The following is a 23,905-nucleotide window of genomic DNA, read 5'->3' on the forward strand; positions in this document are numbered from 1 at the left end:
TCCTAGTAATTGTCGACGGGAAACCGCCCGCACTCCCGGTGCGGGCGGTCCGGCTATGCCTCGGCGGGTGCCGGGGCGGCACCGCCGACCAGCGGCTCGACCTCCCGGCTGACCTTGCGCTCGACGAAGAAAGCGGCGGTCGGAATGGTCCCGGAGAGCAGGATCCACAGGAGCTTGCCGAAGTCCCACTTGGCCTTGGAACCCAGATCGAAGGCGAAGACCAGATAGATGATGTAGAGGATGCCGTGGATCTGCGAGACCACGAACGTGATGTCCGCGCCCATGCCGAAGCCGTACTTGAAGACCATGCAGGTGCACAGCACCAGCAGCATCACGGCGGTGACGTAGGCCATGACCCGGTAGCGGGTCAACACGCTCTTCTTCATGGCATCGAGCGTAACCGGAGGTTCCGGGCGATCTTCCGCCGCCCTACTGCTCCTCGAAGTCCGCCGCCGCGACCCGCAGCGGCCGCAGCATCGCGAAGATCTCCGAGCACTCCTCGTCGTCGTACGCGCCCAGCCCGAAATCCATCGCCATCAGGTCCCGGGTGGCCGCCTCCACGACCTTGCGCCCCTTGTCCGTGATCGACGCCAGCGTCCCGCGCCCGTCGTTCGGGTTCGGCCGCTTGTCGACCAGACCGGACTTGACCAGCCGGTCGACGGTGTTCGTGACCGAGGTCGGGTGCACCATCAGCCGCTCGCCGATCTTCGACATCGGCAGCTCGCCCGCCTTGCTGAAGGTCAGCAGGACCAGCGCCTCGTACCGCGCGAAGGTCAGTCCGTACGGCTTGACGACCGCGTCGACCTGTGCCAGCAGGATCTGGTGGGCGCGCATGATCGAGGTGATCGCCGCCATCGACGGCACGGCTCCCCATCGCTGCTTCCAGAGCTCATCGGCTCGGGCGATGGGATCGAAGGGAAGGCTGAGCGGCTTCGGCACGCCATCGACCTTAGCGGCCAGTCACATGCTGGTCAGCCCTGTCTCAGCCCTCGGGCCCGGCGGTGGACGCGTCGGGGGCCCTCACCCGGAGGGGTTCACCGTTCACCCGGCCGGCCGTACAGCCATGCATGGCCTCCCGCCTGTGGGGTAAGACCGGCCCGACCACACTGTTTCGGACTGAGCCGAAAGATTCAGCCCGGAGGGAGGGCCGTCCCGTGCCGTTCCATCTCCAAGCCGCCGATGACCTGCCTCACTGCCGGTTCGCCCTCTCCCCCCTCTGGGAGGTCCAGGAGGCGGTGCGGACCCTCAAGGTCCGCTCGCGGCACGGCTACCACCTGCCGTGGCTGCGCCGTATGCGGGACGCCGCCGCCGGACTGGACCTCCGTCCGCTCTGGCTGCTGATGCCCGAGCGCGGCCACAGCCCGGACTTTCTCTGCCCGCCCCCGGCCGGCACGGTCGGCACGATCGAGGACGAGCTGGCCCGCGTACGCGGCACGGACCCCGGCCGGGCGCGCGCGGAGCTTGCCCGTTCGCTGGCCGACGCCCCGGGCGCGGCCGACACCCCGCGCGGGCGGGCCATGCTCGGCGACCCGGTGCGGGCGGTGCGGGAGCTGACGGATCTCCTGGAGCTGACCTGGCGCGTGCTCATCGCCCCGCACTGGCCGCGGCTGCGGGCGCTGCTGGAGGCGGACATCGCGTTCCACTCCCGGCGGCTGGCGGACGGCGGCCCGGAGCGTCTCTTCGCCGATCTGCACCCCAGGCTGACCTGGGCGGACGGCACACTCACCGTGGGGACGCGCAGCGACCTCGAACAGGTACGGGCGCTCGGCGCCGACGGACTGCTGCTGGTACCGAGCGTCTTCGTCTGGCCGGACGTGGTCAGCGGTTTCGACCCGCCGTGGCAGCCGACCGTGGTCTACCCGGCGCGGGGCATCGACCGGCTGTGGGCTGAGCGCGGCGATGCCACACCCGACGCCCTCGCCACACTCCTCGGCCGCGGCCGGGCCACGGTGCTCACCGCCCTCGCCGAGCCCGCGACGACGACCGCCCTGGCCCACCGCCTCGGCCTCGCCCCGTCCTCCGTCTCGGCGCACCTGGCGGCCCTGCGGGACGCGGGGCTGCTCTTCTCGAACCGCTACGGCCACCAGGTGCTGTACGAGCGCACGCCGCTCGGCATCGCCCTGGCGGCCGGAGCCTGAGCCCGTCCGGGCGGGCTTCGAGGCGGGGACTGCCGCGGCGGCCGCGGTCGCCGCGCCCGCCGTCGGCGGCGCCTCCGAACCGGGCGCATGCCGAAGGCCGGGGCCGGACGCGGCACACCGCAGGCGGCAGGACCGCCCGGCGAAGGCCAATGGAGCCTGCTGGAGCCCGGTGGAGATCTCCCCTCGTCCGGGGTCCCGCGCCGAACCACACGGTGGGATCCCCCATGCCGAAGGCAGGGAGGCGACTCCGAGCATGCGATGTGACGCCCGAACGGGGCCGACACGATCGCCCTGGCGCCCGGAGCCTAGGCGGACAGGTGGCGCTCCACCGTCTCGACCTTCGTGGTCAGCCCGTCGGTGACGCCCGGGCGGATGTCGGCCTTCAGGACGAGCGAGACGCGGGGCGCGCGGGCCTCCACGGCGGCGACCGCGCGCCGGACGACGTCCATCACCTCGTCCCACTCGCCCTCGATCGAGGTGAACATGGCGTCCGTGCGGTTCGGCAGGCCCGACTCGCGGACCACCCGTACCGCGTCGGCGACGTACTCCCCCACGTCCTCGCCGACCCCCAGCGGGCTGACCGAGAAGGCGACGATCATGCGTTGACGACCCCTTCCCTGCGCGCGCGGGCGGCGATCACACCGTTCTCGACCTCACGCTTCAGCTTCCGCTCGGCGAAGAAGCCACCGGCCGGAAGGACCGACAGGACGAAGTAGAGGGCGGTGGTCTTCACCGACCACTTCGCCTTGTTCCAGGCGTCCAGCAGGAACAGCACGTAGAGGACGAAGAGAACGCCGTGAATCGCGCCCATCACCGGCACCGCGTTGAACTCGGTGGTGCGCTTCAGGACCGAGCACACGAGCAGCAGCAGGAACGACACCGCCTCGGGTACGGAAACCAGGCGGAGTCGGCGGACGGCGGTGGCGGTCTTGATGTCCACGGGGAACCTTTCCGAGTGGTGGGCGGGGGCTTGTGAACAGCCGCACAAGCGGGTCCATTGTGACAGCCGCCGCCCCCTGGGAGGGCCTCAGGGTCCGGGTCCGGGCCGATAGCCCCTGTTGGGGCCCTCTTCGGGCGGATACCTTCATCCCCGTGGCTCAGTTTCGACTCCAAGGCAGCAAGGTGCTCGCCGTCGACATGACCGGTGACGCCGTGAAGGCCAAGAACGGTGCGATGGTCGCCTACGACGGTGAGATGGCCTTCAAGAAGATGTCCGGCGGCGGAGACGGCATCCGCGGCATGGTGACCCGCCGGCTCACTGGCGAGCAGATGGAGGTCATGGAGGTGAAAGGGCACGGCACCTGCTATTTCGCCGACCGCGCGAGCGAGATCAACCTGGTCTCCCTCCGGGGCGAGACGCTGTATGTCGAGGCCAGTAATCTGCTGTGCACCGACTCCGCGCTCCGTACCGGCACGACCTTCACGGGGATACGGGGCGCCGCGCAGGGCAACGGGCTGTTCACCACGACCGTCGAGGGCACCGGCCAGGCTGCGATCGTCTCCGAGGGCCCCGCGGTGGTGCTGCGCGTGACCTCGCAGTACCCGCTCCAGGTGGACCCGGGCGCGTACGTCGCGCACACCGGCGACCTACGACAGCACTTCCAGTCCGGCGTCAACTTCCGGACCGTCATGGGCGAGGGCTCGGGCGAGTCCTTCCAGATCCGCTTCGAGGGCGAGGGGCTGGTCTACGTACAGCCCAGCGAGCGGAACACCGTGGGCGGTGACGTGTGAGCGACGTCCGTACGTCCGCCGGGACCGGCGAGAGGGGGGCCTGATGCCCTTTCAGGAGATCAATTCCAGGATGGTCGAGGCCGAAGTCCGCCCGGGCCAGAAGATGTTCAGCCAGCGCGGCGCGATGCTCGCCTACCAGGGCGAGGTGACCTTCACCCCGAACGTCCAGGGCGGCCAGGGCGGCCTCGGCTCGATGATCGGGCGCCGCATCGCGGGCGAAGCCGCACCGCTGATGACGGTGGAGGGCAGCGGCAGGGTGATGTTCGGCCACGGCGGCCACCACATCCAGGTGATCACCCTCGCGGGCGACACCCTCTGCGTCGAGGCCGACCGGCTCCTCGCCTTCGACGGCACCCTGGAGCAGGGCACCATGTTCATGGGCTCGCAGGGCGGCGTGATGGGCATGGTGCGCGGCCAGGTGACCGGCCAGGGGCTGTTCACCACGACCCTGAAGGGCCATGGCGCGGTGGCGGTGATGGCCCACGGCGGTGTCATCGAACTCCCCATCGCCCCCGGCCGCCCCGTGCACGTCGACCCGCAGGCCTACGTCGCGCACCACGGGGACGTACGGAACAAGCTGTCCACCGCCCTCGGTTGGCGGGACATGGTGGGGCGCGGCTCGGGCGAGGCGTTCCAACTGGAGCTGTCGGGCAGCGGCGCGGTGTACGTACAGGCCTCGGAGGAGAAGCTGTGAACGGTCCCGTAGTCCACGACCCGCACTCCCTGCCGGTCGACGACAACGTCAACGCCTACACCTTCTGTGTCGACCTCAAGGGCCAGTGGTTCCTGCAGAAGGGGAAGATGATCGCCTACTACGGGCGGATCGACTTCGAGGGTATCGGGCACGGCCGGCTGGACCGGCTGGTCGCGGGCAGCTTCCACTCCCCGCTCCACGCCGCGGACTGGGTGGTGGCCGAGGGGCAGGGCAAGATGCTGCTCGCGGACCGGGCCTTCGACGTCAACTCCTATGACCTCGAGGACGGCAACCTCACGATCCGCTCCGGCAATCTGCTCGCCTTCCAGCCGGGCCTCTCGCTCAAGCAGTCCATCGTCCCGGGCTTTCTCACCCTGATCGGCACGGGCAAGTTCGTGGCCGCCTCGAACGGTCCGGTCGTCTTCGTCGAGCCGCCGATCCGTGTCGACCCCCAGGCCCTCGTCGGCTGGGCGGACTGTCCTTCCCCCTGTCACCACTACGACCACCAGTACCTCCGCGGGGTGCTGGGCGGCGTACGGGCCCTGGCCGGCATCGGGGGGACCTCGGGCGAGGAGCACCAGTTCGAGTTCGTGGGAGCGGGCCAGGTCCTGCTCCAGTCCACGGAACAGCTGATGGCCGAGGTGAACACCGGGATGGTTCCGCACCAGGCAGGCGTGCCGGGCGGCGGCCAGGGCGCCCCGAGCGGCTCATCTGCGCATCCGCAGCTTCCTGGCTCACTGGGGGGCCTCCAGCGTCGCTTCGGGCTGTGAGCGGTAGTCTGCGGAGTGTAACGTCGAACGCCTGCACACCTGGCACGGCACCCTGGGGGAACGGTCGCCGTCCACAACAATGGTCCGTATTTCAACTTTTGTAGGTAGAATCATTCTATGGAGACCGAGACGGCCACCCTCTGGCTCAGCGACGATGAACAGCGCGCCTGGCGCACCCACCTGGACGTCAACAAGCTGCTGATGCACCAGCTCGAGAAGGATCTGCAGCCGTTCGGACTGACCATCAACGACTACGAGATCCTGGTCAACCTCTCCGAGTCCCCGGAGCAGCGGATGCGGATGAGCGATCTCGCCACGGCCACACTCCAGTCCAAGAGCAGGCTCTCCCACCAGATCACCCGCATGGAGAACGCGGGGCTGGTCCGCCGGGAGCACTGCGAGTCCGACCGGCGCGGCCTCTACGCCGTCCTGACCGACCAGGGCTCGGAGACGATGCAGAGAGTCGCACCGCACCATGTCGCCTCCGTACGGCGGCACTTCATCGATCTGCTGCCACCCGCGGAGCTGGAGGCGCTCCGCGAGTCCCTCTCCCCGGTCGCCGATCACCTGCGCAGCCAGCGCAGCCACGGATAGCGACTCAGCCGGCGGGCAGGCGCAGCGCGAAGAGTGCGCCGCCCGCTCGGGACTCGCGGACCACCAACGTTCCCCCATGGCGTTCCGCCACGTCACGGGCGATGGCCAGCCCCAGCCCGGCGCCGCCCTCGTCGCGGCTGCGGGCGTCGTCCAGGCGGACGAACCGTTCGAAGATCCGCTCACGTTCCGCCTCGGGTACGCCGGCTCCGTCGTCGGCGACCTCCAGCACGGCCCAGCGTCCCTCCGGCCGCAGCGAGACGGTCACCTCCGTCCCGGCGTGACGCCGGGCGTTGTCCAGAAGATTGCCGAGGACCCGGGCCAACTGGCCGCGGGATCCGCTCACTTGCACAGGGTCGGCGGCGACCCGGACCGGGACGCCGGACCGCTGCGAGACCTCCTCCCGTACGAGGTCCGCGAGGTCCACCGGGCTCCCCTCCGGCGGCCGCTCCCCCGCGTCCAGCCGGGCCAGCAGCAGCAGGTCGGTCGCCAACTGCTGCAGCCGTACCGTGTCCTCGACCGCGCCCCGCACATCGAGCAGCCGGGGATGGGCGAGGCCGACCTCCAGCTGCGTGCGCAGGCTCGCGATGGGACTGCGCAGCTCATGCGACGCATCGGCGACGAACCTGCGCTGCCTCTCCACCGCCGACTCCAGCGCGGCCAGGGTCTCATTGGTCGTCCGCGCCAGCCGGGCGATCTCATCCCGCGCCTCCGGCTCGGGCACTCTCCGGGACAGGTCCGCGGAGGCCGTGATGGCGGCCATCTCGCCGCGGATGCCCTCGACCGGACGCAGGGCCCGCCGGGTGACCAGCCACGTCACCCCGGCCACCACCATGAGCAGCAGCGGCAGCCCGATGAGCATGGCGGTACGCACCTCGCCGACCGCTTCCATGGCGAGCGGGGAGCCCGCGTGGACGGTGACGGTCTCGCCGCCCGGAGTCGTCGCCTCGACAGCGGCGAAGCGGTAGTCCCGGGTCTCCCCGTCCACGGTCGCCGTGCCGCCGCCGGTGGTGTCGTCGGGGGACACCTCGCCGCGCTCCGGAACGTCATCGTCGTCCTCGTCCGGCTCGCGCGCGTCCGAGGCCGACCCGCCGGGCGTCACCTCCCGGGTCCCGGTGCCCGTGACGGCCTCCAGGTCCTCGCTCACCCCGCGCAGTACGCCGTCGCCGGCCACGACCTGCACCGGGTGCTCGTCACCGTCCGGCAGCTCGAGGGCGTCGTACGCCACGCCCGTGGCCAGTTGCCCGGCGACCTCGCGGGCCGCCACCTCCGCCTGCAGATCCGCCTGGTCCCGCAGATTCGTCCGCAGCACCATCAGCACGGCGACCCCTGCCGCGACCAGTGCCACGGCGACCACCGCCGTGGCACCGAGTGCCGCTCGCGACCGTACGGAACCCCTACGCACCGCGGCCCACCAACCGGTATCCGGCGCCTCGCAGGGTGCCGATCGTGCGAGCCCCCAACTTCCGCCGCAGCGCGCTGATGTACACCTCGACGATGTTGGGGTCGCCGTCGTAGGCGAAGTCCCAGACATGCTCCAGGATCTCGGCCTTGGAGACGACCTCCCCGGCCCTCAGGGCCAGCTGTTCCAGTACCGCGAACTCCTTGGCGGTCAGGGCGACTTCGGCATCGTCGAGCATCACCCGCCGGGTGGCGGTGTCCACGCTCATCGCGCCGATCCGTATCACGGGCGAGGCCGCCCGGCCGCGCCGCCGCAGCAGCGCCCGCACCCGGGCCACCAGCACCACGTACGAGAACGGCTTGGTCAGATAGTCGTCGGCGCCGGTGTCGAGCCCCTCGGCCTCGTCGTACTCACCGTCCTTCGCGGTCAGCATCAGGATCGGCACATCGTCACCGGCGGCCCGCAACGCCGCGCACACCCGGTAACCGTTCATCCCCGGGAGCATGATGTCGAGGACGATCAGGTCGTACGAGCCCTCGCTCGCCCGGTGCAGGCCCTCGGTGCCGTCGTGCACCACATCGACGGCGAATCCCTCCGCCGTCAGCCCCTTGGCCAGCGACAGGGCGAGCCGCTTCTCGTCCTCGACGATCAACAAACGCATGGTCCCAGCGTCCCAAACGCCGCCTGAAGATCTCTTCAGGCGGCTTCAGCCTGGCTTCAGCATCGCTTCGGCACGGTGGTCCCCATCGCAAACGACGTGGGAGGAAACCTCATGCAGCGCAATATCGTCATCGCCACCGTGGCCGCCGCCGCCCTGATCGCGGGCGGAACGGCAACTGCCGTCGCCACAACCACGGGCGACGCGGCAGCCACGCGGACGTCGAGCGTGCGGCACCACGACGCACACTCCGCGGCGGCCACGGACAGCGCGGGTGCCGTGGACGCGGCGGGTGCCGTGGACGCGGCGCTCCGGGCCGCTCCCGGCGCGGTCGCCTCGGTCGACCTGGAGGACGACGGGAAGAACGCTCCGGCCTGGGACGTCGAGGTCCTCGGCGAGGACGGCGCCTGGCACGACGTCACGATCGACGCGGCCACCGGCCGACTGCTGGACGAGCACACCGACCGAGACGACGACGCCACCCTCCGGAAGGCCCTGAAGAGCGCGAACACCGACGTGGACGACGCCATCACCACGGCGCTGAGGACTGCCCCCGGCAAGGTCACCTCCGCCGACCTGGACGACGAGAGCCCCCACGCCTGGGAGGTCGAGGTCCAGGGCAAGGACGCGGAGGAGCACGACCTGCGCGTCGACCTGAGGACCGGCGAGGTCATCACGGACACGGCGGACCACAACGACGAGAGCACGGACGACTGAGGACTGCCCCGGATCGTGGACCAGCGCCGCATCAGCCAGGGTTGGCCCGGCTCGCCGCCCTGGCGCGGCCTCTCCAGTTACCTCCCCCGGCCGAAAGCTGGGGAGTGCCCCCAGCTGCGTTGCCCGATCGGCCGAGCAGGCCCTCCCCTGGCCTTCGGCACGGGGGGACCCCAGAGGCCGATCCGGCGCCTTGCAGCTGACCAGGTCACCTCGCTACGGGGCAATCCTTGGCTCACGCGGCACCAGCCGCCGACGAAACGTGAGGGAGCCGGGGCCGTAGGGCTGGGGGCTCTGGAGACTTCGGGTCCCCATGCCGAAGGCCAGGGGAGTATGTGTGGGCCGCCAGGCCCGTGAAGAGCCGCAAAGAGACGTTTCAGGACCCCCAGCCCCGGAAGCCGCGGCCCCGGCTTTGCCGCCAAGCTTCGGCGCACCCGCCCGGGAGGCCCAGGCACCAGCGCCCGGAGCGGGCCTCCAGCTCGCGCCGGAGGCGACCTGCCGTCAGGCTTCCGTCAGCCCCGCCACCAACTCATCCGCGGCCGCGTACGGGTCCAGCTCCCCCGCCACGATCCGCTCCGCGAGCGCACTCAGCCGGCGGTCCCCGTGGAGATCGGAGATCCGTTCCCGCAGTCGCGTCACGGCGATCGTCTCGACCTCCCCGGCCGCCCGCCGGGCGCGCCGTTCCGCCAGGACCCCGTGTTCCTCCATCCACGCCCGGTGCTTCTCCAGCGCCTGGACCACCTCGTCGATGCCCTCGCCCCGCGCCGCGACGGTCTTCACGATCGGGGGCCGCCAGTCGCCCGGAGCCCGTGCCTCGCCCAGGCCGAGCATGTGGTTCAGCTCCCGGGCGGTCGAGTCGGCCCCGTCCCGGTCGGCCTTGTTGACGACATAGACGTCACCGATCTCGAGGATCCCGGCCTTGGCGGCCTGGATCCCGTCACCCATCCCCGGGGCCAGCAGCACCACGCTCGTATCGGCCTGCGCGGCGATCTCGACCTCCGACTGCCCCACTCCCACGGTCTCGACGAGCACCACGTCGCAGCCCGCGGCGTCGAGCACCCGGATGGCCTGCGGCGCGGCCCACGCGAGCCCGCCGAGGTGCCCCCGCGTCGCCATCGACCGTATGTAGACCCCCGGGTCGGAGGCGTGTTCGCTCATCCGCACCCGGTCCCCCAGCAGGGCCCCGCCCGAGAACGGCGACGAGGGGTCCACGGCGAGCACTCCGACCCGCTTGCCGATCCTGCGGTAGGCGGATACGAGCGACGAGGTGGAGGTCGACTTCCCCACGCCCGGGGATCCGGTGAGCCCGACGACGTACGCCCCGCCCGTCAGCGGGGCGAGCGCCGCCATCACCTCGCGGAGCTGCGACGACCCGCCCTCCACGAGTGAGATCAGCCTGGCCACGGCGCGGGGCCGGCCCTCCCGCGCCTGCTCGACCAGGGTGGGGACGTCGACCATGGCTGTTCCGCTCCTCGTGCTCGTACGAGCTGCCGCACCGGCAGCCCCACCTGTCGGCCGCTTCCGGCCGAGCTCTTCACCCGCTCGTACCGTCTACCGCCGAAGGCCTACCGCCAACCGCCGCCCGCCGGCTCCCGACGACAGCCGACCACCCGCGACGCCGACCGGCGACCGCCCGTGGTGCCGTCGACCGCCGGGCGGACGACGTTCTTCGTCGGACCTACTGCTGTGACCCGGTCACAGCACTAGCGCCCGTTCTGCGGCACCCGGATGATCAGCGCATCGCCCTGACCGCCGCCACCGCACAGAGCCGCCGCGCCCGTACCGCCGCCGCGGCGCTTCAGCTCCAACGCCAGATGCAGCACGATCCGGGCCCCGGACATCCCGATCGGGTGGCCCAGCGCGATCGCGCCACCGTTGACATTCACCTTTTCGGAGGAAACCCCAAGGTCCTTCATGGACTGGACCGCGACGGCCGCGAACGCCTCGTTGATCTCGATCAGATCCAGATCCCCGACGTTCAGCCCCTCCTTGCCGAGCGCCTGCGTGATCGCGTTCGAAGGCTGCGACTGCAGCGAGTTGTCCGGGCCCGCCACATTCCCGTGGGCACCGATCTCGGCGATCCACTCCAGGCCCAGTTCCTCCGCCTTGGCCCTGCTCATCACCACGACGGCCGCCGCACCGTCGGAGATCTGCGAGGACGTCCCCGCCGTGATGGTCCCGTCCTTGGCGAACGCGGGCCGCAGCCTCCCCAGCGACTCGGCCGTGGTCTCCGCCCGGATGCCCTCGTCCTTCGCGAAGATCACCGGGTCGCCCTTGCGCTGCGGGATCTCGACGGGGGTGATCTCCGCTTCGAACAGGCCGTTCTTCTGCGCCGCGGCGGCCCGCTGGTGCGACTGCGCGGCGATCTCGTCCTGCTCCGGGCGCGCGATGCCGAGCCGGGTGTTGTGCTTCTCGGTCGACTCGCCCATCGCGATGTTCTCGAAGGCGTCGGTGAGGCCGTCGTGCGCCATCGCGTCGAGCATCTCGATCGCGCCGTACTTGAAGCCCTCACGGGACTTCGGCAGCAGATGCGGGGCGTTGGTCATCGACTCCTGCCCGCCGGCGACCACCACGTCGAACTCACCCGCGCGGATCAGCTGGTCGGCCAGCGCGATGGCGTCGAGCCCGGACAGACAGACCTTGTTGACGGTCAGCGCCGGCACGTTCATGGGGATCCCGGCCTTGACGGCCGCCTGCCGGGCGGGAATCTGCCCCGCACCGGCCTGGAGCACCTGGCCCATGATCACGTACTGGACCTGGTCGCCGCCGATGCCCGCCCGGTCCAGTGCGGCCTTGATGGCGAAGCCGCCGAGATCGGCTCCGGAGAAGCTCCGCAGGGACCCGAGCAAGCGCCCCATGGGCGTACGGGCGCCTGCGACGATCACAGAGGTGGTGCCGTTCGGTCGGGTCATGGTGCGGCCCCTTCGGGGAGAAGGAAGTTAACGAGGGTTTTCGTCAATGTACTGAGCGGTAGGCGACTGGTCACCGGTCAGCGGGTGTGATCGCGCGCACGTTGCGTAACCACATGAACGAGCGGTGCACTGGATCCATGCTGACGCGAATCGACCACATCGGGATCGCCTGTTTCGACCTCGACAAGACTGTTGAGTTCTACCGTGCCACGTACGGCTTCGAGGTGTTCCACACCGAAGTCAACGAGGAACAGGGTGTCCGCGAGGCCATGCTCAAGATCAACGAGACCTCGGACGGCGGCGCCTCCTACCTCCAGCTCCTGGAGCCCACCCGAGACGACTCCACCGTCGCGAAGTGGCTCGCCAAGAACGGCGAGGGCGTGCACCACATCGCCTTCGGCACCGCGGATGTGGACGCCGACTCCACGGCCATCCGCGACAAGGGCGTACGGGTGCTCTACGACGAGCCGCGCACCGGTTCGATGGGCTCGCGTATCACGTTCCTGCACCCCAAGGACTGCCACGGCGTCCTCACCGAACTGGTCACCGCCAACAACGCCTCCCCCGACGACCACTGACCTGTTCGTCCCCCGGCCGGTAGAGTGGCCGCTCGGCCGGGGTTCGGGTTGGGGGCTGTGACCCATGCCTCGCCGATGATCTGACACCATTCTCCGTCAGGCACGTACTAGAGCAGCACCAGAGCACGTACCGGCTAGTAGTGAAGGAAAGTGCAGATCGGAGAACGGGCCGGCGCCTGGAAAGGCAGGGCAACCGCCGGTGTCGACGCAACCAGGGGACGGATGGGACCGCGCAGTGCGGGGCTACGACCGCTACGAGGCTGACGACCACCTCTCGAAGTTCGAGGCCGAGATGGAGCGGCTGAAGACCGAGCGGGAGAAGGCCGTCCAGCACGCCGACGATCTCGGCTACCAGGTCGAGGTGTTGCGCGCCAAGCTCCACGAGGCGCGCCGCAACCTCGCGACCCGTCCTGCCTACGACAGCGCCGACATCGGCTACCAGGCGGAGCAGATGCTCCGTAATGCCCAGATCCAGGCGGACCAGCTGCGCGCCGACGCCGAACGCGAGCTGCGCGAGGCCCGGGCCCAGACCCAGCACCTTCTCCAGGACCAGGCCGAGCGGCAGGCCCGGCTGGAGGCGGAGCTGCACGCCGAGGCGGTGGCCCGCCGGCAGCGTCTGGACGAGGAGCTCGCCGAGCGCCGGCAGACCGTCGAGTCCCATGTCAATGAGAACGTCGCCTGGGCCGAGCAGCTGCGTTCCCGTACCGAGGCGCAGGCGCGCCGGCTCATGGAGGAGTCCCGGGCCGAGGCCGAACAGGCTCTGGCCGCTGCCCGTGCCGAGGCCCACCGCCTGGCCGAACAGGCCCGCGAGCGGCTGGTCTCGGAGACCGAGACGGCCCGCTCCGAGGCGGAGGCGATCCTGCGGCGGGCCCGTACGGACGCCGAGCGGCTGCTGAACGCCGCCTCCTCCCAGGCCCAGGAGGCCACCGACCACGCCGAGCAGCTGCGCACCTCCACCAGCTCGGAGTCCGACCAGGCCCGTCGGCAGGCGGCCGAGCTGACCCGCACCGCCGAGCAGCGGATGAAGGATGCCGAGGAGGCGCTGCGCGAGGCGCGTGCCGAGGCCGACCGGTTGCGCGAGGAGGCCACGGCCACCGCCTCCAAGCGGCTGAGCTCGGCCGAGTCGGAGAACGAACAGCGCACTCGTACCGCCAAGGCGCAGATCGCCCGGATGGTCACCGAGGCCACCAAGGAGGCCGAGGCGGTCAGGGCCGAGGCCGAGCAACTGCGCGCCGATGCCCGCGCGCAGGCCGAGCGGCTGATCGCCGAAGCCGAGGAGACGGCCCGTACGAGCGTCGCGGAGGACTCCGCCGCGCAGCTGGCCAAGGCCGCCCGCAGCGCGGAGGAGGTGCTGACCAAGGCGTCGGAGGACGCCAAGGCCACCACGCGTGCCGCGTCCGAGGAGGCCGAGCGGATCCGCCACGAGGCCGAAGCGGAGGCGGACCGGCTGCGCGCCGAGGCGCACGACAGCGCGGAGCAGCTCAAGGGCGCGGCGAAGGACGACACCAAGGAGTACCGCGCCAAGACCGTCGAGCTCCAGGAGGAAGCCCGGCGGCTGCGGGGCGAGGCCGAGCAGCTGCGTTCGGAGGCGGTCGCCGAAGGCGAGCGGATCCGCGGTGAGGCCCGCCGCGAGGCAGCACCGCCGCTGGACGACGAATTCCCACGCCTATAAGCTGCAGACGAATACCACCACCGAGAGCGAGCGCGTCCGCACCGAGGCCATCGAGCGCGCCACCACGCTGCGCCGGCAGGCCGAGGACGCTCTGGAGCGCGCCCGTGCCGAGGCCGAGGAGCTGCGCGCGGAGGCCGCGGCGCAGACCCGGCGCACCTCCGAGGAGGCGGCCGAGGAGGCCCGGCTGCTGCGCGAGGAGGCCGAGGAGGCCGCCCGCGAACGGCGCGCCGAGGCCGCCGAGGAGCTGGCCCGGCTGCATTCCGAGGCGGAGGAGCGGGTCGCCGCGTCCGAGGAGGCGCTCCAGGACGCCCGTACGGAGGCGGAGCGGCTGCGCCGGGAGGCCGCCGAGGAGATCGAGCGGCTCCGCGCGGACGCCGCCGAGCGGCTGCGCACGCTCCAGCAGCAGGCCGAAGCCGAGGCGGAGCGGCTGCGCACCGAGGCCATCACGGACGCCTCGAACACCCGCACCGAGGGCGAGTCCGTGGCCGTACGGTTGCGCAGCGAGGCGGCGGCCGAGGCCGAGGAGCTGCGGGCCCAGGCCCAGGAGACCGCGGACCGGGTACGGGCGGAGGCGGCCGCGGCGGCCGAACGCACCGGCGCCGAGGCGGCGGAGGCCCTGGCGGCCGCCCAGGAGGAGGCCTCCCGGCGCCGCCGCGAGGCCGAGACGATGCTGGGCGACGCCCGCGAGGAGGCGCACCAGGAGCGGGCGCAGGCCCGCGAGCAGAGCGAGGAACTGCTGGCCACGGCCCGTAAGCGGGTCGAGGAGGCACAGACCGAGGCACAGCGGCTGGTCGCAGAGGCGGAGCGGCGCTCCGCCGATCTGGTGGCCGCCGCCGAGGTGACCGCGCAGCAGGTACGGGACTCGGTCTCCGGGCTGCACGAGCAGGCCGAGGAGGAGATCGCGGGTCTGCGGTCCGCCGCCGAGCACGCGGCGGAGCGCACCCGGACCGAGGCGCAGGAGGAGGCCGACCGGGTCCGCTCCGACGCGTACGCCGAGCGGGAGCGCGCGGCCGCGGACGCGAACCGGATCCGGCGGGAGGCCCACGACGAGGCCGAGGCCGCCAAGTCCCTCGCGGAACGCACGGTGTCGGAGGCCATCGAGGAGTCCGACCGGCTGCGCGCCGAGGCGCGGGACTACGCCAACCACCAGCGAAGCGAGGCCGCGCAGCAGGCCGACCGGCTCGTCACCGAGGCCACGACCGAGGCGGACCGGCTCGTCGGGGAGGCGACCAGGGAGGCCGAGCGGCTGCGCACCGAGGCCGCGGAGACACTCGGTTCGGCCGAGCAGGAGGCCGCGCGGACCGTGGACGCGGCCCGTGCCGAGGCCAACCAGCGCCGCTCGGACGCCGCCGAGCAGGCCGACCGGCTCATCACGGAGGCCGGCCACGAGGCCGAACGGCTGCGCACCGAGGCCGCGGCCACCATCGCCTCGGCGCAGGAACACGCACGGCGTACCCGTGCCGACGCCGACCGGGTCAGGGCCGACGCCGAGGCGGAGGCCGAGCGGCTGCGCCGGGAGGCGCAGGAGGAGTCGGACCGGGTGCTCGACGAGGCCCGGCAGGCCGCGGGCAAGCGCCGCGGCGAGGCCGCCGAGCAGGCCGACCAACTCATCGCCAAGGCCCAGGAGGAGGCGCTGCGCACCGCCACGGCCGCCGAGGAGCAGGCCGACAAGATGGTGGGCGCCGCGCGCAAGGAGGCCGACCGGATCGTCACCGAAGGGACGAACGACGCCAACAGCCGCGTGGAGCGGTCCCGTACGGACGCGGACACCCTGCTCGGTGAGGCCCGTCGGGACGCGACCGCGATCAGGGAGCGCGCCGAGGAGCTGCGGGCCCGTGTCGAAGCGGAGATGGAGGAGCTCCACGAGCGGGCGCGCCGGGAGTCGGCCGAGGCGATGAAGTCCGCGGGTGAGCGCGTGGACAAACTGGTGAAGGCGGCCAACGACCAGCTCGCGGAGGCCGAGGAGAGGGCCAAGTCACTGGTCTCGGAGGCGACCAGCGAGGCGAGCAAGGTGCGGATCGCCGCGGTGAAGAAGGCCGAGGGGCTCCTGAAGGAGGCCGAGCAGAAGAAGGCCGCGACGCTCCGGGAGGCGGAGCAGCTCCGTCAGGAGGCTGCCGAGGAAGCGAAGCGCACGGTTGACGAAGGCAAGCGGGAACTGGAAGTTTTGGTGCGCCGCCGCGAGGACATCAATGCGGAGATCTCCCGTGTCCAGGACATGCTGGAGGCGTTGGAGTCATTCGAGGCACCGGCCGGCGGCAAGTCCGGGTCCAACAACGGCTCCGCCGCGGGAGGCATCAAGGCGGCGGCCGGTGCAGGCGCCACTCGTTCGAGTGGCAAGCAGTCCGAGGGGTAAGCCACCCGAAAGAGGGGTCATTCTCCAGATCAAACCTGCGTTGACTCGATGACACGCCGCTTGCGCCCCTAGGATTCCCCCTATCACCTCACCGGTCTCTTTCGACAGGAACCCCATGAGCGACACTTCCTCCCCCTTCGGCTTCGAGCTCGTGCGGCGTGGATACGACCGCGGGCAGGTGGACGACCGCATCACGAAGCTCGTCGCCGACCGTGACAGTGCACTGTCTCGTATCACCTCTCTGGAAAAGCGCATCGAGGAGTTGCATCTCGAAACGCAGAACGCCCAGGCCCAGGTCAACGACGCGGAACCGTCGTACGCCGGACTCGGCGCGCGGGTCGAGAAGATCCTCCGGCTCGCCGAGGAGGAGGCGAAGGATCTGCGCGAGGAGGCCCGTCGGGCCGCCGAGCAGCACCGTGAACTGGCCGAGTCCTCCGCCCAGCAGGTCCGTAACGACGCGGAGACGTTCGCCGCCGAGCGCAAGGCGAAGGCCGAGGACGACGGCGCCCGGATCGTCGAGAAGGCGAAGGGCGAAGCCGCGTCCCTGCGTGCCGAGGCCCAGAAGGACGCGCAGTCCAAGCGCGAGGAGGCGGACTCCCTCTTCGAGGAGACCCGTGCCAAGGCCGCGCAGGCCGCCGCCGACTTCGAGACCAACCTGGCCAAGCGCCGGGAGCAGTCCGAGCGTGATCTCGCCTCCCGTCAGGCCAAGGCGGAGAAGCGCCTCGCCGAGATCGAGCACCGCGCCGAGCAGCTCCGCCTCGAGGCGGAGAAGCTGCGTACGGACGCGGAGCGCCGGGCCCGCCAGACGGTGGAGACCGCGCAGCGCCAGGCCGAGGACATCGTGGCCGACGCCAACGCCAAGGCCGACCGGATCCGCAGCGAATCCGAGCGCGAGCTGGCGGCGCTCACCAACCGCCGCGACAGCATCAACGCCCAGCTGACGAACGTCCGCGAGATGCTGGCGACGCTGACAGGTGCCGCGGTGGCCGCGGCCGGCACGCCCGAGGAGGAGCCGATCTCGCGCGGCGTCCCGGCCCAGCAGAGCCGCTAGGGCTGTTTCAAAAGTCCCTCCCCCAGACTCCGTCCGGGTGGGGGTGCCCCCGGCCGAAGGTTGGGGGAGTGCCCCCAGGTCCGCGGCGTCTGGCACGCACTCCCCCACCCAGCGGTAGCTGGGGGAGCCGCGGACCCCGCCCTTCGGGCGGACGGCGCTACATTTGAAACACGCTGGCCCATCCGGGCGCTCTTGTCGGGCCCGCGACACCCGGTGCCCTCCCCCGGCTACCCGCTGGGAGGGGGCGGCCTCGCGGCCCAGCCGCTGTCGCCCGTACCGGGTGTACGGCGGTCCCGGCGGCCGGCCACCGCGTCCGGCCCGGCTGCGCCCGCGTCAGCAGGCAGGACCAGGCAGGACGGAGCACGCTCCGTACCGACCACCCGCACGTCCGCTCAACCCCGTGGCCCCCGCCTTCACGAAGGCGCGGGCCACGGGGTTGAGTGGTATGTGGCCCAGCGCACCGTGCCCCTCGGCGCATGGCACCGCACTCCCTGGCCGGAGGCCACCGGTGGCGGGCGGCACGGTGTGCTCTTAGCGTGTGGGAATGATCGAGCTCGAAGGGCTGACGAAACGGTACGGCGACACGCTGGCCGTCGACCGGCTGACCTTCACCGTACGGCCGGGGGCCGTCACCGGCTTCCTCGGGCCGAACGGCGCGGGCAAGTCCACCACCATGCGGATGGTGCTCGGCCTGGACCACCCCACCGCCGGGGATGTCCGTATCGACGGCATGCACTACCGCGAACTCCATGAGCCGCTGACGTCCATCGGCGCGCTGCTGGACGCCCAGGCGGTGCACGGGGGCCGCAGCGCGTACCACCATCTGCTCTGTCTGGCCCAGAGCAACGGCATTCCGCGCCGCCGGGTCTCCGAGGTGCTGGACATCGTCGGTCTCGCCTCGGTGGCCCGGAAGCGCGCCAAGGGCTTCTCGCTCGGGATGGGGCAGCGGCTGGGCATCGCGGGCGCGCTGCTCGGTGACCCGCGGATCCTGATGTTCGACGAGCCGGTCAACGGGCTCGACCCCGAAGGCATCCACTGGATCCGCAATGTGATGAAGCGGCTGGCCGCCGAGGGCCGGACCGTCTTCGTCTCCAGCCATCTGATGAGCGAGATGGCTCTCACCGCGGACCATCTGGTCGTCATCGGACAGGGCAGGCTGCTCGCCGACACCTCCATGGCCGACTTCATCGCCGAGAACTCCCGGTCGTACGTGCGACTGCGCACGCCCGAGCCGGAACGGCTGCGGGATGTGCTGTACGCGGCGGGCCTCAGCGCGGTGCCGGACGGCGACGGTGCGCTGGAGGTGGACGGTACGGACGCGGCGCGGCTGGGCGATCTGGCCGCACGGCACCGGGTGGTTCTGCATGAGCTGAGCCCTCAGCGGGCGTCGCTGGAGGAGGCGTTCATGCGGCTGACCGCGGAGTCGGTCGAGTACCACGCGCACAGCGACGGCGACAACGACGGCGGGCACGACGTGCCGGTGCGGACCCCGGCCTCCCGGCCACGGGTCCAGGAGCCGGCCGTACAGCGGGCAGGCTGGGGCGCCGACTGGCGCGAGCAGGGCCGGAACGACCGGAAGGGAGTCTGACCGATGGCCGCCACGCAGGTCCTCCAGTCGGAGTGGACGAAGATCAGGTCGGTGCGGTCGACGGTGTGGACGCTGAGCCTCGCCCTGGTGGTGACCCTCGCCCTGGGCGCACTGATCAGCATCGTCTCCAAGGCCTCTTTTGACGATATGTCGACACGAGACCAGGTGACCTTCGATCCGACCTACGTCAGCTTCGCCGGCATGGGGCTCGGCCAGCTGGCGATGATCGTCTTCGGGGTGCTGGTCGTCTCCACCGAGTACAGCACCGGAATGATCCGTACCTCGCTCGCCGCGGTGCCGCAGCGGGCCACCTTCCTCTTCTCCAAGATCGCGGTCGCCTCGGCCCTCGCGTTCGCCGTGGGGATGGTGACGAGCTTCGGGGCCTTCTTCCTCGGGCAGGCTCTGCTCGGTGACCACCGGGCGCAGATCGGCGATCCCGGGGTGCTGCGCGCGGTGTTCGGCGGCGGGCTCTACATGGGGCTCATCGCGATGTTCTCGATGGGCGTCGCGGCGATGCTCCGCAGCCCGATGCTGTCCCTCGGCATCCTGATGCCCTTCTTCTTCCTGATCTCGAACATTCTGGGCAATGTCGACGCCACCCGTAAGGTCGGTCAGTATCTGCCGGACCAGGCGGGCAGCAAGGTCATGCAGGTCATCTCCCCACCGGACGACACCGCGCCGTACGGGCCCTGGGGAGGTCTCGGCGTCATGGCACTCTGGGTGGCGGCGGCCCTGATCGGCGGCTGTCTCGTCCTCCGGAGACGGGACGCCTGAGGCGGACACGCGCACAGGAAGGCCCCCTCGTGGAGAACCGGAGCCTGGAAGCGCTCGGGTACACCGACGCCCCTGCCGAGCGGCCGCTGACGTATCCGGGACGGCCCCTCTCCGAGCCCGGTCTGCTCACCGGCCGGGAGCTGCTGCCGCTGGGCGTCCGGCGACGCCGACTGGGTGCCTGGCACCTGGACGGCCCCGGCCCCGCCCGGGAGCTGGACGAGGCACTCGGCGCGCTCGGACAGGCCGGTACGGGCCGGCGCCATCCCGTGATCGCGGTCGGCTCCAACGCCTCCCCCGCGCAGCTCGGCCACAAACTCGCCCGCCTCGGCCTCCCCTCTGCCGTGCCGATGGTGCCGGTACGGGTGTGCGGGATCGCCGTCGGCTGCTCGGGGCACATCAGCCGCGCGGGCTATGTGGCCCGGACACCGTATGTGGCCGAGGACCCGGAAGCCGGGGCCCCGTATGTCGTCAGCTGGCTGGACCCCCTCCAGCTCAAGGGCGTGGACGACACCGAGTTCCCCAACTACCGGCGCGCGTTGCTGCCGGGCGACCGCTTCCCCATGACCCTGCCCTCCGGGGAGCGGCTCGGCGGCGCGTACCTCTACGTGAGCACGCATGGGGCGCTCGCCGGCCGGGACGGCCGTCCGCTGCCCGGCACCGGCACCCAGGCCGCGCTGCTCACCGCACTCCTGCACGATTCCCCCCGGCTGAGGCAGCTGCTCGGCCCCGGCCCTCAGGACTGGGTCCGGCGGGCCGGCGCCGACCCGGAACTGCGCCGGCGGGGCACCCGGCTCCTCGCCGCGGAGGGCAGGGTGCTCCCGCAGACCGACTTCCTGCCGTACCTGGACGACAGCGCCGAGCCGTATCTCTACGACGACCTGCCGCCGCTCGGGGGTTCCCTGCCCACCGGCGGCTGACGGACCTCCCGCCCGCTCCGATTTCACGGGAACCGTCAACGTCTCGTTATCCTCCTAAGCCGTACGGGGGTTTCAGCACAGACATACGAGCCCCCGACCCATCCGGCGAGGGGCGGATAATGATCGAGGCAGTCGGCCTGACAAAGCGCTATGGCGCCAAGACGGCCGTGTACAACCTGTCGTTCCAGGTACGGCCAGGTACCGTGACCGGCTTCCTGGGGCCCAACGGCTCCGGAAAGTCCACCACGATGCGCATGATCCTGGGACTCGACGAGCCGACGAGCGGCCGGGTGACGATCGGCGGCCATCCGTTCCGCCGGCTGCCCAACGCTCCGCGCCAGGTGGGCGCCCTGCTCGACGCCAAGGCCGTGCACGGCGGCCGCAGCGCCCGTAACCACCTGCTGTGCCTGGCGCAGCTGTCGGGCATTCCGGCCCGCCGGGTGGACGAGGTACTGGGCGTGGTCGGTCTGCACGAGGTGGCGAAGAAGCGGTCCAACGGCTTCTCGCTCGGTATGGGCCAGCGGCTCGGCATAGCCGCGGCGCTGCTCGGCGACCCGCAGGTGCTGCTCTTCGACGAGCCGGTCAACGGCCTCGACCCGGAGGGCATCCTGTGGGTCCGCAACCTGATGAAGCGGCTGGCGTCCGAGGGCCGTACGGTCTTCGTCTCCAGCCACCTCATGAGCGAGATGGCGGTCACCGCCGAGCACCTCATCGTGATCGGGCGGGGCCAGCTGCTCGCCGACATGAGCGTCAAGGACTTCATCTCGCACAACTCGGCGGACTTCGCCCGGGTCCGTACGCCCGAGGGCGAGCCGGCGCAGCGGGAGAAGCTGACGACCCTGCTCGGGGAGGCCGGCGGGCACGTCCAGCCCGAGCCGGACGGGGCGCTGCGGGTGACGGGCGTACCGCTGCCCCGGATCAGTGATCTGGCGCACGACGCCGATGTGCGGCTGTGGGAGCTGTCGCCGCACCAGGCGTCGCTGGAGGAGGCGTACATGCGGATGACGCAGGGGGCGGTGGACTACCGCTCGACCGCCGACCAGCGGGCCGGCCTGCACGCCCAGGCGCCCGGCGGGTACGCACCGCAGGCGCAGCCGGGATACGCGCCGCAGGGCGGGCCCGGGTACGCGCCGCAGGGCGGGCCGGAGTACGCACCGCAGGGTGGCCCCGGGTACGCGCCGCAGGCCGGGCCCGGGTTCGGCCCCGGCCCGTCCCAGCCGCCCGGCGGCTTCCCGCCACCGCAGCCGGGGGGCTATCCGCCCGCGAGCCCCGCCGGGGCGTACGGCGCGGCGCCCGAGCAGCCGAACCCCTACGCGCAGCCCCAGCCGGCCGCGCAGCCCGCTCCCACCGCTCCCCCGGCCGCGCCGCCGCAGGCCCCCGCCGGAGCCCCCGACATGACGAAGCGTGACAGCGAGGACGACCGATGAGCACCCCGTACCAGCAGCAGGGCACGGCGCCGGCGGGCGCGCAGGGCGGACCCGTGCCACCGCCTTCCGTTCCCCAGGGCCCGCCGCCGGCCCAGCCGCCCGCTCAGCCGTTCGCCGCTGGAGCGTCGCATGCGGCGGGGACGGCGTACGCCTCGCCGATTCCCCTGCGACGTACGCACCTCGGTGATGCGCTCGCCTCCGAGTGGACCAAGATCCGGACTGTGCGGTCCACGATCTGGACGCTCGGCATCATGTTCATCCTGGTCGTCGGCATCGGCTTTCTGACGGCGCTCGGCCTCAGCAGCTCGGAGGAGGCCCAGACTCCGCTCCTGTCGGGCGGCTTCTTCGGGCTGATGCTGGGTCAGATCTGCGTCATCACGCTGGGCGTGCTGGTGATCACCTCCGAGTACGGCACCGGCATGATCCGTACGACGCTGACCGCCTGCCCGTCCCGCGGCCGGGTGCTGGCCGCCAAGGCGGTCGTCTTCTTCCTGCTCTCCTTGGTGATGACGACCGTGGCCGCCGGGGTGACGGCGCTGATCAACTCGGCGATGCTCAGCGGCAGGGCCCCGTCCGACTTCGCGGCGATCCCCAAGGACTCGATCGAGGGCGGCGAGGTGATCGCGACCAGCAGCGAGTGGCTCGGCGCGACGGTCGGCGCCGGCCTCTACGTGGCGCTGCTCGGCCTGCTCTCGCTCGCCGTCGGCTCCCTGCTGCGGCACTCGGCCGGAGCGATCACCACGATGCTCGGCGTCGTCCTGCTGCCGCTGCTGCTGGCGCTGTTCATGCCGGAGAGCATGCGGTCCCTGCGGGAGAAGCTGATCGAGTACTCGCCCCTGAACGGCCTCGCCTCGCTCTACCGCATTCCCATGAACGGCAGCGACGGCACGGGCTGGGACCTGCTCTGGGTGCTCGCGGGCGTCACGGCCGCGGCCCTGGTGGCCGCGTTCTCGCTGCTGCACAAGCGCGACGTCTGAGGCGCGCACGACCGCCGGGGATCCGAGCCGCACGAGGTAGCGGGCCCCGGGCACGCCGATACGGACGAGCCGGCCGGAATGCGCCGGAATTGGGGATCAGCACCGCCGTACGCGGTTCGGGGGAGGGACACCCCGCTCCGCCGGGACAGGACTGAGCGGCCCGCCGAGGCGCCCGGCGATGCACCCGGCCCGCCGGGACGGACCGTCCGGCGGGCCCGGTGGAGGGCGTCGGCGCCAACACCACACTCCGGTATGTCCTGCGACACGACGTCTCAACTCGTGTAAATTAGCGAACAGTTGTGCCAAGAGAGCACCGGTGTCCAGTTGAGGGCAACCTGCTCGTCGAGTCCGCTCAGGAACGTGGCGGCTCAGCACAAGAACGACCAAGGGGGAACGATGGGGGCTTCACGGGGGGAGCTGGCTCGTGTGCTGTTCACGGGCGAGCGGATACAGGATCGCGTCCGGCAGATCGGCGCCGAGATCACCCGCGACTACAGCGGCCGGGACCTGGTGGTCATCGGGGTACTGAAGGGGGCGGCCGCCTTCACGGTCGACCTGGCTCGTGCCATCGATCTGCCACTGGCCATGGACTGGGCCGCGGTGTCCACGTACGGACGGGGCAGTACGGCCGGAACGCCGCGGCTGCTCAAGGACGTCGGGGAAGACCTGGCCGGACGCGATGTCCTCGTCGTCGAGGACATCCTCGACACCGGCACCACGCTCTCCTGGCTGATGGACCGGTTCCGGGAGCAGGCCCCCGCCTCGCTGCACTGCTGTGTGCTGCTGCGCAAGCCGCACGCCGTCGCGAAGCCGGTGGAGCCCCGGTACGTCGGGTTCGACATCACCGAGCACTGGGTCGCCGGCTACGGCATCGACTACGCCGAGCGGCACCGCAACCTCGGCGACATCCATGAGGTGCGCCTCCCCGCGGCCGCACCGGCGGCTTCCGCCTGAGGGA

General features: G+C 71.4%; 22 protein-coding genes and 1 pseudogene. 15 read left to right on the plus strand and 8 right to left on the minus strand.

Annotated features, from left to right (window positions below):
• Positions 1-53: 53 nt before the first annotated feature.
• Positions 54-386, minus strand: coding sequence for a DUF3817 domain-containing protein (locus ACTWQE_RS09235; protein WP_443328352.1), 333 nt, complete (start codon positions 384-386; stop codon positions 54-56).
• Between the two features lie 43 nt (positions 387-429).
• On the minus strand, positions 430-939 hold the full coding sequence (locus ACTWQE_RS09240) for a MarR family winged helix-turn-helix transcriptional regulator (RefSeq protein WP_443328353.1): 510 nt from the start codon (positions 937-939) through the stop codon (positions 430-432).
• 215 nt (positions 940-1,154) lie between these two features.
• On the opposite strand from ACTWQE_RS09240, the gene ACTWQE_RS09245 reads away from it, so the two are divergent.
• The gene (locus ACTWQE_RS09245; RefSeq protein WP_443328354.1) at positions 1,155-2,138 is read left to right on the plus strand and encodes a DUF5937 family protein; all 984 of its coding nucleotides are present in this window, start codon (positions 1,155-1,157) and stop codon (positions 2,136-2,138) included.
• Between the two features lie 305 nt (positions 2,139-2,443).
• Here the strand turns inward: ACTWQE_RS09245 and ACTWQE_RS09250 are convergent, their stop codons facing one another.
• Together ACTWQE_RS09250 and ACTWQE_RS09255 are read right to left on the minus strand one after the other, a co-directional pair.
• Positions 2,444-2,737, minus strand: a complete 294-nt coding sequence (locus tag ACTWQE_RS09250) for an MTH1187 family thiamine-binding protein (protein WP_443328355.1) — start codon at positions 2,735-2,737, stop codon at positions 2,444-2,446.
• A complete protein-coding gene (locus ACTWQE_RS09255; protein WP_443328356.1) occupies positions 2,734-3,078 on the minus strand; it encodes a DUF3817 domain-containing protein in 345 nt (114 codons plus the stop codon). Before ACTWQE_RS09255 ends, ACTWQE_RS09250 begins: the two co-directional genes overlap by 4 nt.
• Positions 3,079-3,230: 152 nt before the next feature.
• On the opposite strand from ACTWQE_RS09255, the gene ACTWQE_RS09260 reads away from it, so the two are divergent.
• The 4 genes from ACTWQE_RS09260 (at position 3,231) to ACTWQE_RS09275 (ending at position 5,927) form a co-directional block, all read left to right on the plus strand.
• Positions 3,231-3,869 carry an AIM24 family protein gene (locus ACTWQE_RS09260; RefSeq protein WP_443328357.1) on the plus strand — a complete coding sequence of 213 codons (639 nt, stop codon included), beginning with the start codon at positions 3,231-3,233 and terminating at the stop codon, positions 3,867-3,869.
• A 43-nt stretch (positions 3,870-3,912) separates the two neighbouring features.
• On the plus strand, positions 3,913-4,563 hold the full coding sequence (locus ACTWQE_RS09265; RefSeq protein ID WP_443328358.1) for an AIM24 family protein: 651 nt from the start codon (positions 3,913-3,915) through the stop codon (positions 4,561-4,563).
• Complete coding sequence (locus ACTWQE_RS09270) at positions 4,560-5,333, plus strand: AIM24 family protein (protein ID WP_443328359.1); 774 nt, start codon at positions 4,560-4,562, stop codon at positions 5,331-5,333. The genes ACTWQE_RS09265 and ACTWQE_RS09270 overlap by 4 nt, the downstream gene beginning before the upstream one ends.
• A gap of 117 nt (positions 5,334-5,450) precedes the next feature.
• A complete protein-coding gene (locus ACTWQE_RS09275; protein ID WP_443328360.1) occupies positions 5,451-5,927 on the plus strand; it encodes a MarR family winged helix-turn-helix transcriptional regulator in 477 nt (158 codons plus the stop codon).
• Between the two features lie 4 nt (positions 5,928-5,931).
• On the opposite strand, the gene ACTWQE_RS09280 is transcribed toward ACTWQE_RS09275, so the two are convergent.
• Positions 5,932-7,272 (minus strand): sensor histidine kinase, encoded by a 1,341-nt coding sequence (locus ACTWQE_RS09280; protein WP_443328361.1) that lies wholly within the window; start codon positions 7,270-7,272, stop codon positions 5,932-5,934.
• Positions 7,273-7,321: 49 nt separating this feature from the next.
• Positions 7,322-7,987 carry a response regulator transcription factor gene (locus ACTWQE_RS09285; RefSeq protein WP_443328362.1) on the minus strand — a complete coding sequence of 222 codons (666 nt, stop codon included), beginning with the start codon at positions 7,985-7,987 and terminating at the stop codon, positions 7,322-7,324.
• 111 nt (positions 7,988-8,098) lie between these two features.
• On the opposite strand from ACTWQE_RS09285, the gene ACTWQE_RS09290 reads away from it, so the two are divergent.
• On the plus strand, positions 8,099-8,701 hold the full coding sequence (locus tag ACTWQE_RS09290) for a PepSY domain-containing protein (protein WP_443328363.1): 603 nt from the start codon (positions 8,099-8,101) through the stop codon (positions 8,699-8,701).
• 498 nt (positions 8,702-9,199) lie between these two features.
• On the opposite strand, the gene meaB is transcribed toward ACTWQE_RS09290, so the two are convergent.
• Positions 9,200-10,156, minus strand: coding sequence for a methylmalonyl Co-A mutase-associated GTPase MeaB (gene meaB, locus ACTWQE_RS09295; RefSeq protein WP_443328364.1), 957 nt, complete (start codon positions 10,154-10,156; stop codon positions 9,200-9,202).
• Positions 10,157-10,401: 245 nt separating this feature from the next.
• A complete protein-coding gene (locus ACTWQE_RS09300) occupies positions 10,402-11,610 on the minus strand; it encodes an acetyl-CoA C-acetyltransferase (protein WP_443328365.1) in 1,209 nt (402 codons plus the stop codon).
• A gap of 137 nt (positions 11,611-11,747) precedes the next feature.
• On the opposite strand from ACTWQE_RS09300, the gene mce reads away from it, so the two are divergent.
• From mce to hpt, 9 genes and pseudogenes are all read left to right on the plus strand, one after another.
• Complete coding sequence (gene mce, locus ACTWQE_RS09305; protein ID WP_443328366.1) at positions 11,748-12,188, plus strand: methylmalonyl-CoA epimerase; 441 nt, start codon at positions 11,748-11,750, stop codon at positions 12,186-12,188.
• A 235-nt stretch (positions 12,189-12,423) separates the two neighbouring features.
• A pseudogene (gene scy / locus ACTWQE_RS09310) lies at positions 12,424-16,213 on the plus strand (polarized growth protein Scy).
• Between the two features lie 115 nt (positions 16,214-16,328).
• On the plus strand, positions 16,329-17,264 hold the full coding sequence (locus ACTWQE_RS09315; protein WP_443328367.1) for a cellulose-binding protein: 936 nt from the start codon (positions 16,329-16,331) through the stop codon (positions 17,262-17,264).
• A gap of 544 nt (positions 17,265-17,808) precedes the next feature.
• A complete protein-coding gene (locus ACTWQE_RS09320; protein ID WP_443328368.1) occupies positions 17,809-18,852 on the plus strand; it encodes an ABC transporter ATP-binding protein in 1,044 nt (347 codons plus the stop codon).
• A 3-nt stretch (positions 18,853-18,855) separates the two neighbouring features.
• A complete protein-coding gene (locus ACTWQE_RS09325) occupies positions 18,856-19,626 on the plus strand; it encodes an ABC transporter permease (RefSeq protein ID WP_443328369.1) in 771 nt (256 codons plus the stop codon).
• 29 nt (positions 19,627-19,655) lie between these two features.
• A complete protein-coding gene (locus ACTWQE_RS09330) occupies positions 19,656-20,543 on the plus strand; it encodes a hypothetical protein (protein WP_443328370.1) in 888 nt (295 codons plus the stop codon).
• Between the two features lie 119 nt (positions 20,544-20,662).
• Complete coding sequence (locus ACTWQE_RS09335; protein WP_443328371.1) at positions 20,663-21,970, plus strand: ABC transporter ATP-binding protein; 1,308 nt, start codon at positions 20,663-20,665, stop codon at positions 21,968-21,970.
• The gene (locus ACTWQE_RS09340) at positions 21,967-22,947 is read left to right on the plus strand and encodes an ABC transporter permease (protein WP_443328372.1); all 981 of its coding nucleotides are present in this window, start codon (positions 21,967-21,969) and stop codon (positions 22,945-22,947) included. Before ACTWQE_RS09335 ends, ACTWQE_RS09340 begins: the two co-directional genes overlap by 4 nt.
• Positions 22,948-23,343: 396 nt before the next feature.
• Positions 23,344-23,901, plus strand: a complete 558-nt coding sequence (hpt, locus tag ACTWQE_RS09345; RefSeq protein ID WP_443328373.1) for a hypoxanthine phosphoribosyltransferase — start codon at positions 23,344-23,346, stop codon at positions 23,899-23,901.
• Positions 23,902-23,905: the final 4 nt, after the last annotated feature.

The sequence above is a fragment of the Streptomyces sp. 8N706 genome, from assembly GCF_052245415.1.
GTDB lineage: Bacteria > Actinomycetota > Actinomycetes > Streptomycetales > Streptomycetaceae > Streptomyces.

Coding starts and splice junctions, on each gene's coding strand:
- ACTWQE_RS09235 (WP_443328352.1), bottom strand. CDS start 386: ATGAAGAAGAGCGTGTTGACCCGCTACCGGGTCATGGCCTACGTCACC.
- ACTWQE_RS09250 (WP_443328355.1), bottom strand. CDS start 2,737: ATGATCGTCGCCTTCTCGGTCAGCCCGCTGGGGGTCGGCGAGGACGTG.
- ACTWQE_RS09265 (WP_443328358.1), top strand. CDS start 3,913: ATGCCCTTTCAGGAGATCAATTCCAGGATGGTCGAGGCCGAAGTCCGC.
- ACTWQE_RS09275 (WP_443328360.1), top strand. CDS start 5,451: ATGGAGACCGAGACGGCCACCCTCTGGCTCAGCGACGATGAACAGCGC.
- ACTWQE_RS09285 (WP_443328362.1), bottom strand. CDS start 7,987: ATGCGTTTGTTGATCGTCGAGGACGAGAAGCGGCTCGCCCTGTCGCTG.
- ACTWQE_RS09290 (WP_443328363.1), top strand. CDS start 8,099: ATGCAGCGCAATATCGTCATCGCCACCGTGGCCGCCGCCGCCCTGATC.
- meaB (WP_443328364.1), bottom strand. CDS start 10,156: ATGGTCGACGTCCCCACCCTGGTCGAGCAGGCGCGGGAGGGCCGGCCC.
- ACTWQE_RS09300 (WP_443328365.1), bottom strand. CDS start 11,610: ATGACCCGACCGAACGGCACCACCTCTGTGATCGTCGCAGGCGCCCGT.
- mce (WP_443328366.1), top strand. CDS start 11,748: ATGCTGACGCGAATCGACCACATCGGGATCGCCTGTTTCGACCTCGAC.
- ACTWQE_RS09315 (WP_443328367.1), top strand. CDS start 16,329: ATGAGCGACACTTCCTCCCCCTTCGGCTTCGAGCTCGTGCGGCGTGGA.
- ACTWQE_RS09320 (WP_443328368.1), top strand. CDS start 17,809: ATGATCGAGCTCGAAGGGCTGACGAAACGGTACGGCGACACGCTGGCC.
- ACTWQE_RS09325 (WP_443328369.1), top strand. CDS start 18,856: ATGGCCGCCACGCAGGTCCTCCAGTCGGAGTGGACGAAGATCAGGTCG.
- ACTWQE_RS09335 (WP_443328371.1), top strand. CDS start 20,663: ATGATCGAGGCAGTCGGCCTGACAAAGCGCTATGGCGCCAAGACGGCC.
- ACTWQE_RS09340 (WP_443328372.1), top strand. CDS start 21,967: ATGAGCACCCCGTACCAGCAGCAGGGCACGGCGCCGGCGGGCGCGCAG.
- hpt (WP_443328373.1), top strand. CDS start 23,344: ATGGGGGCTTCACGGGGGGAGCTGGCTCGTGTGCTGTTCACGGGCGAG.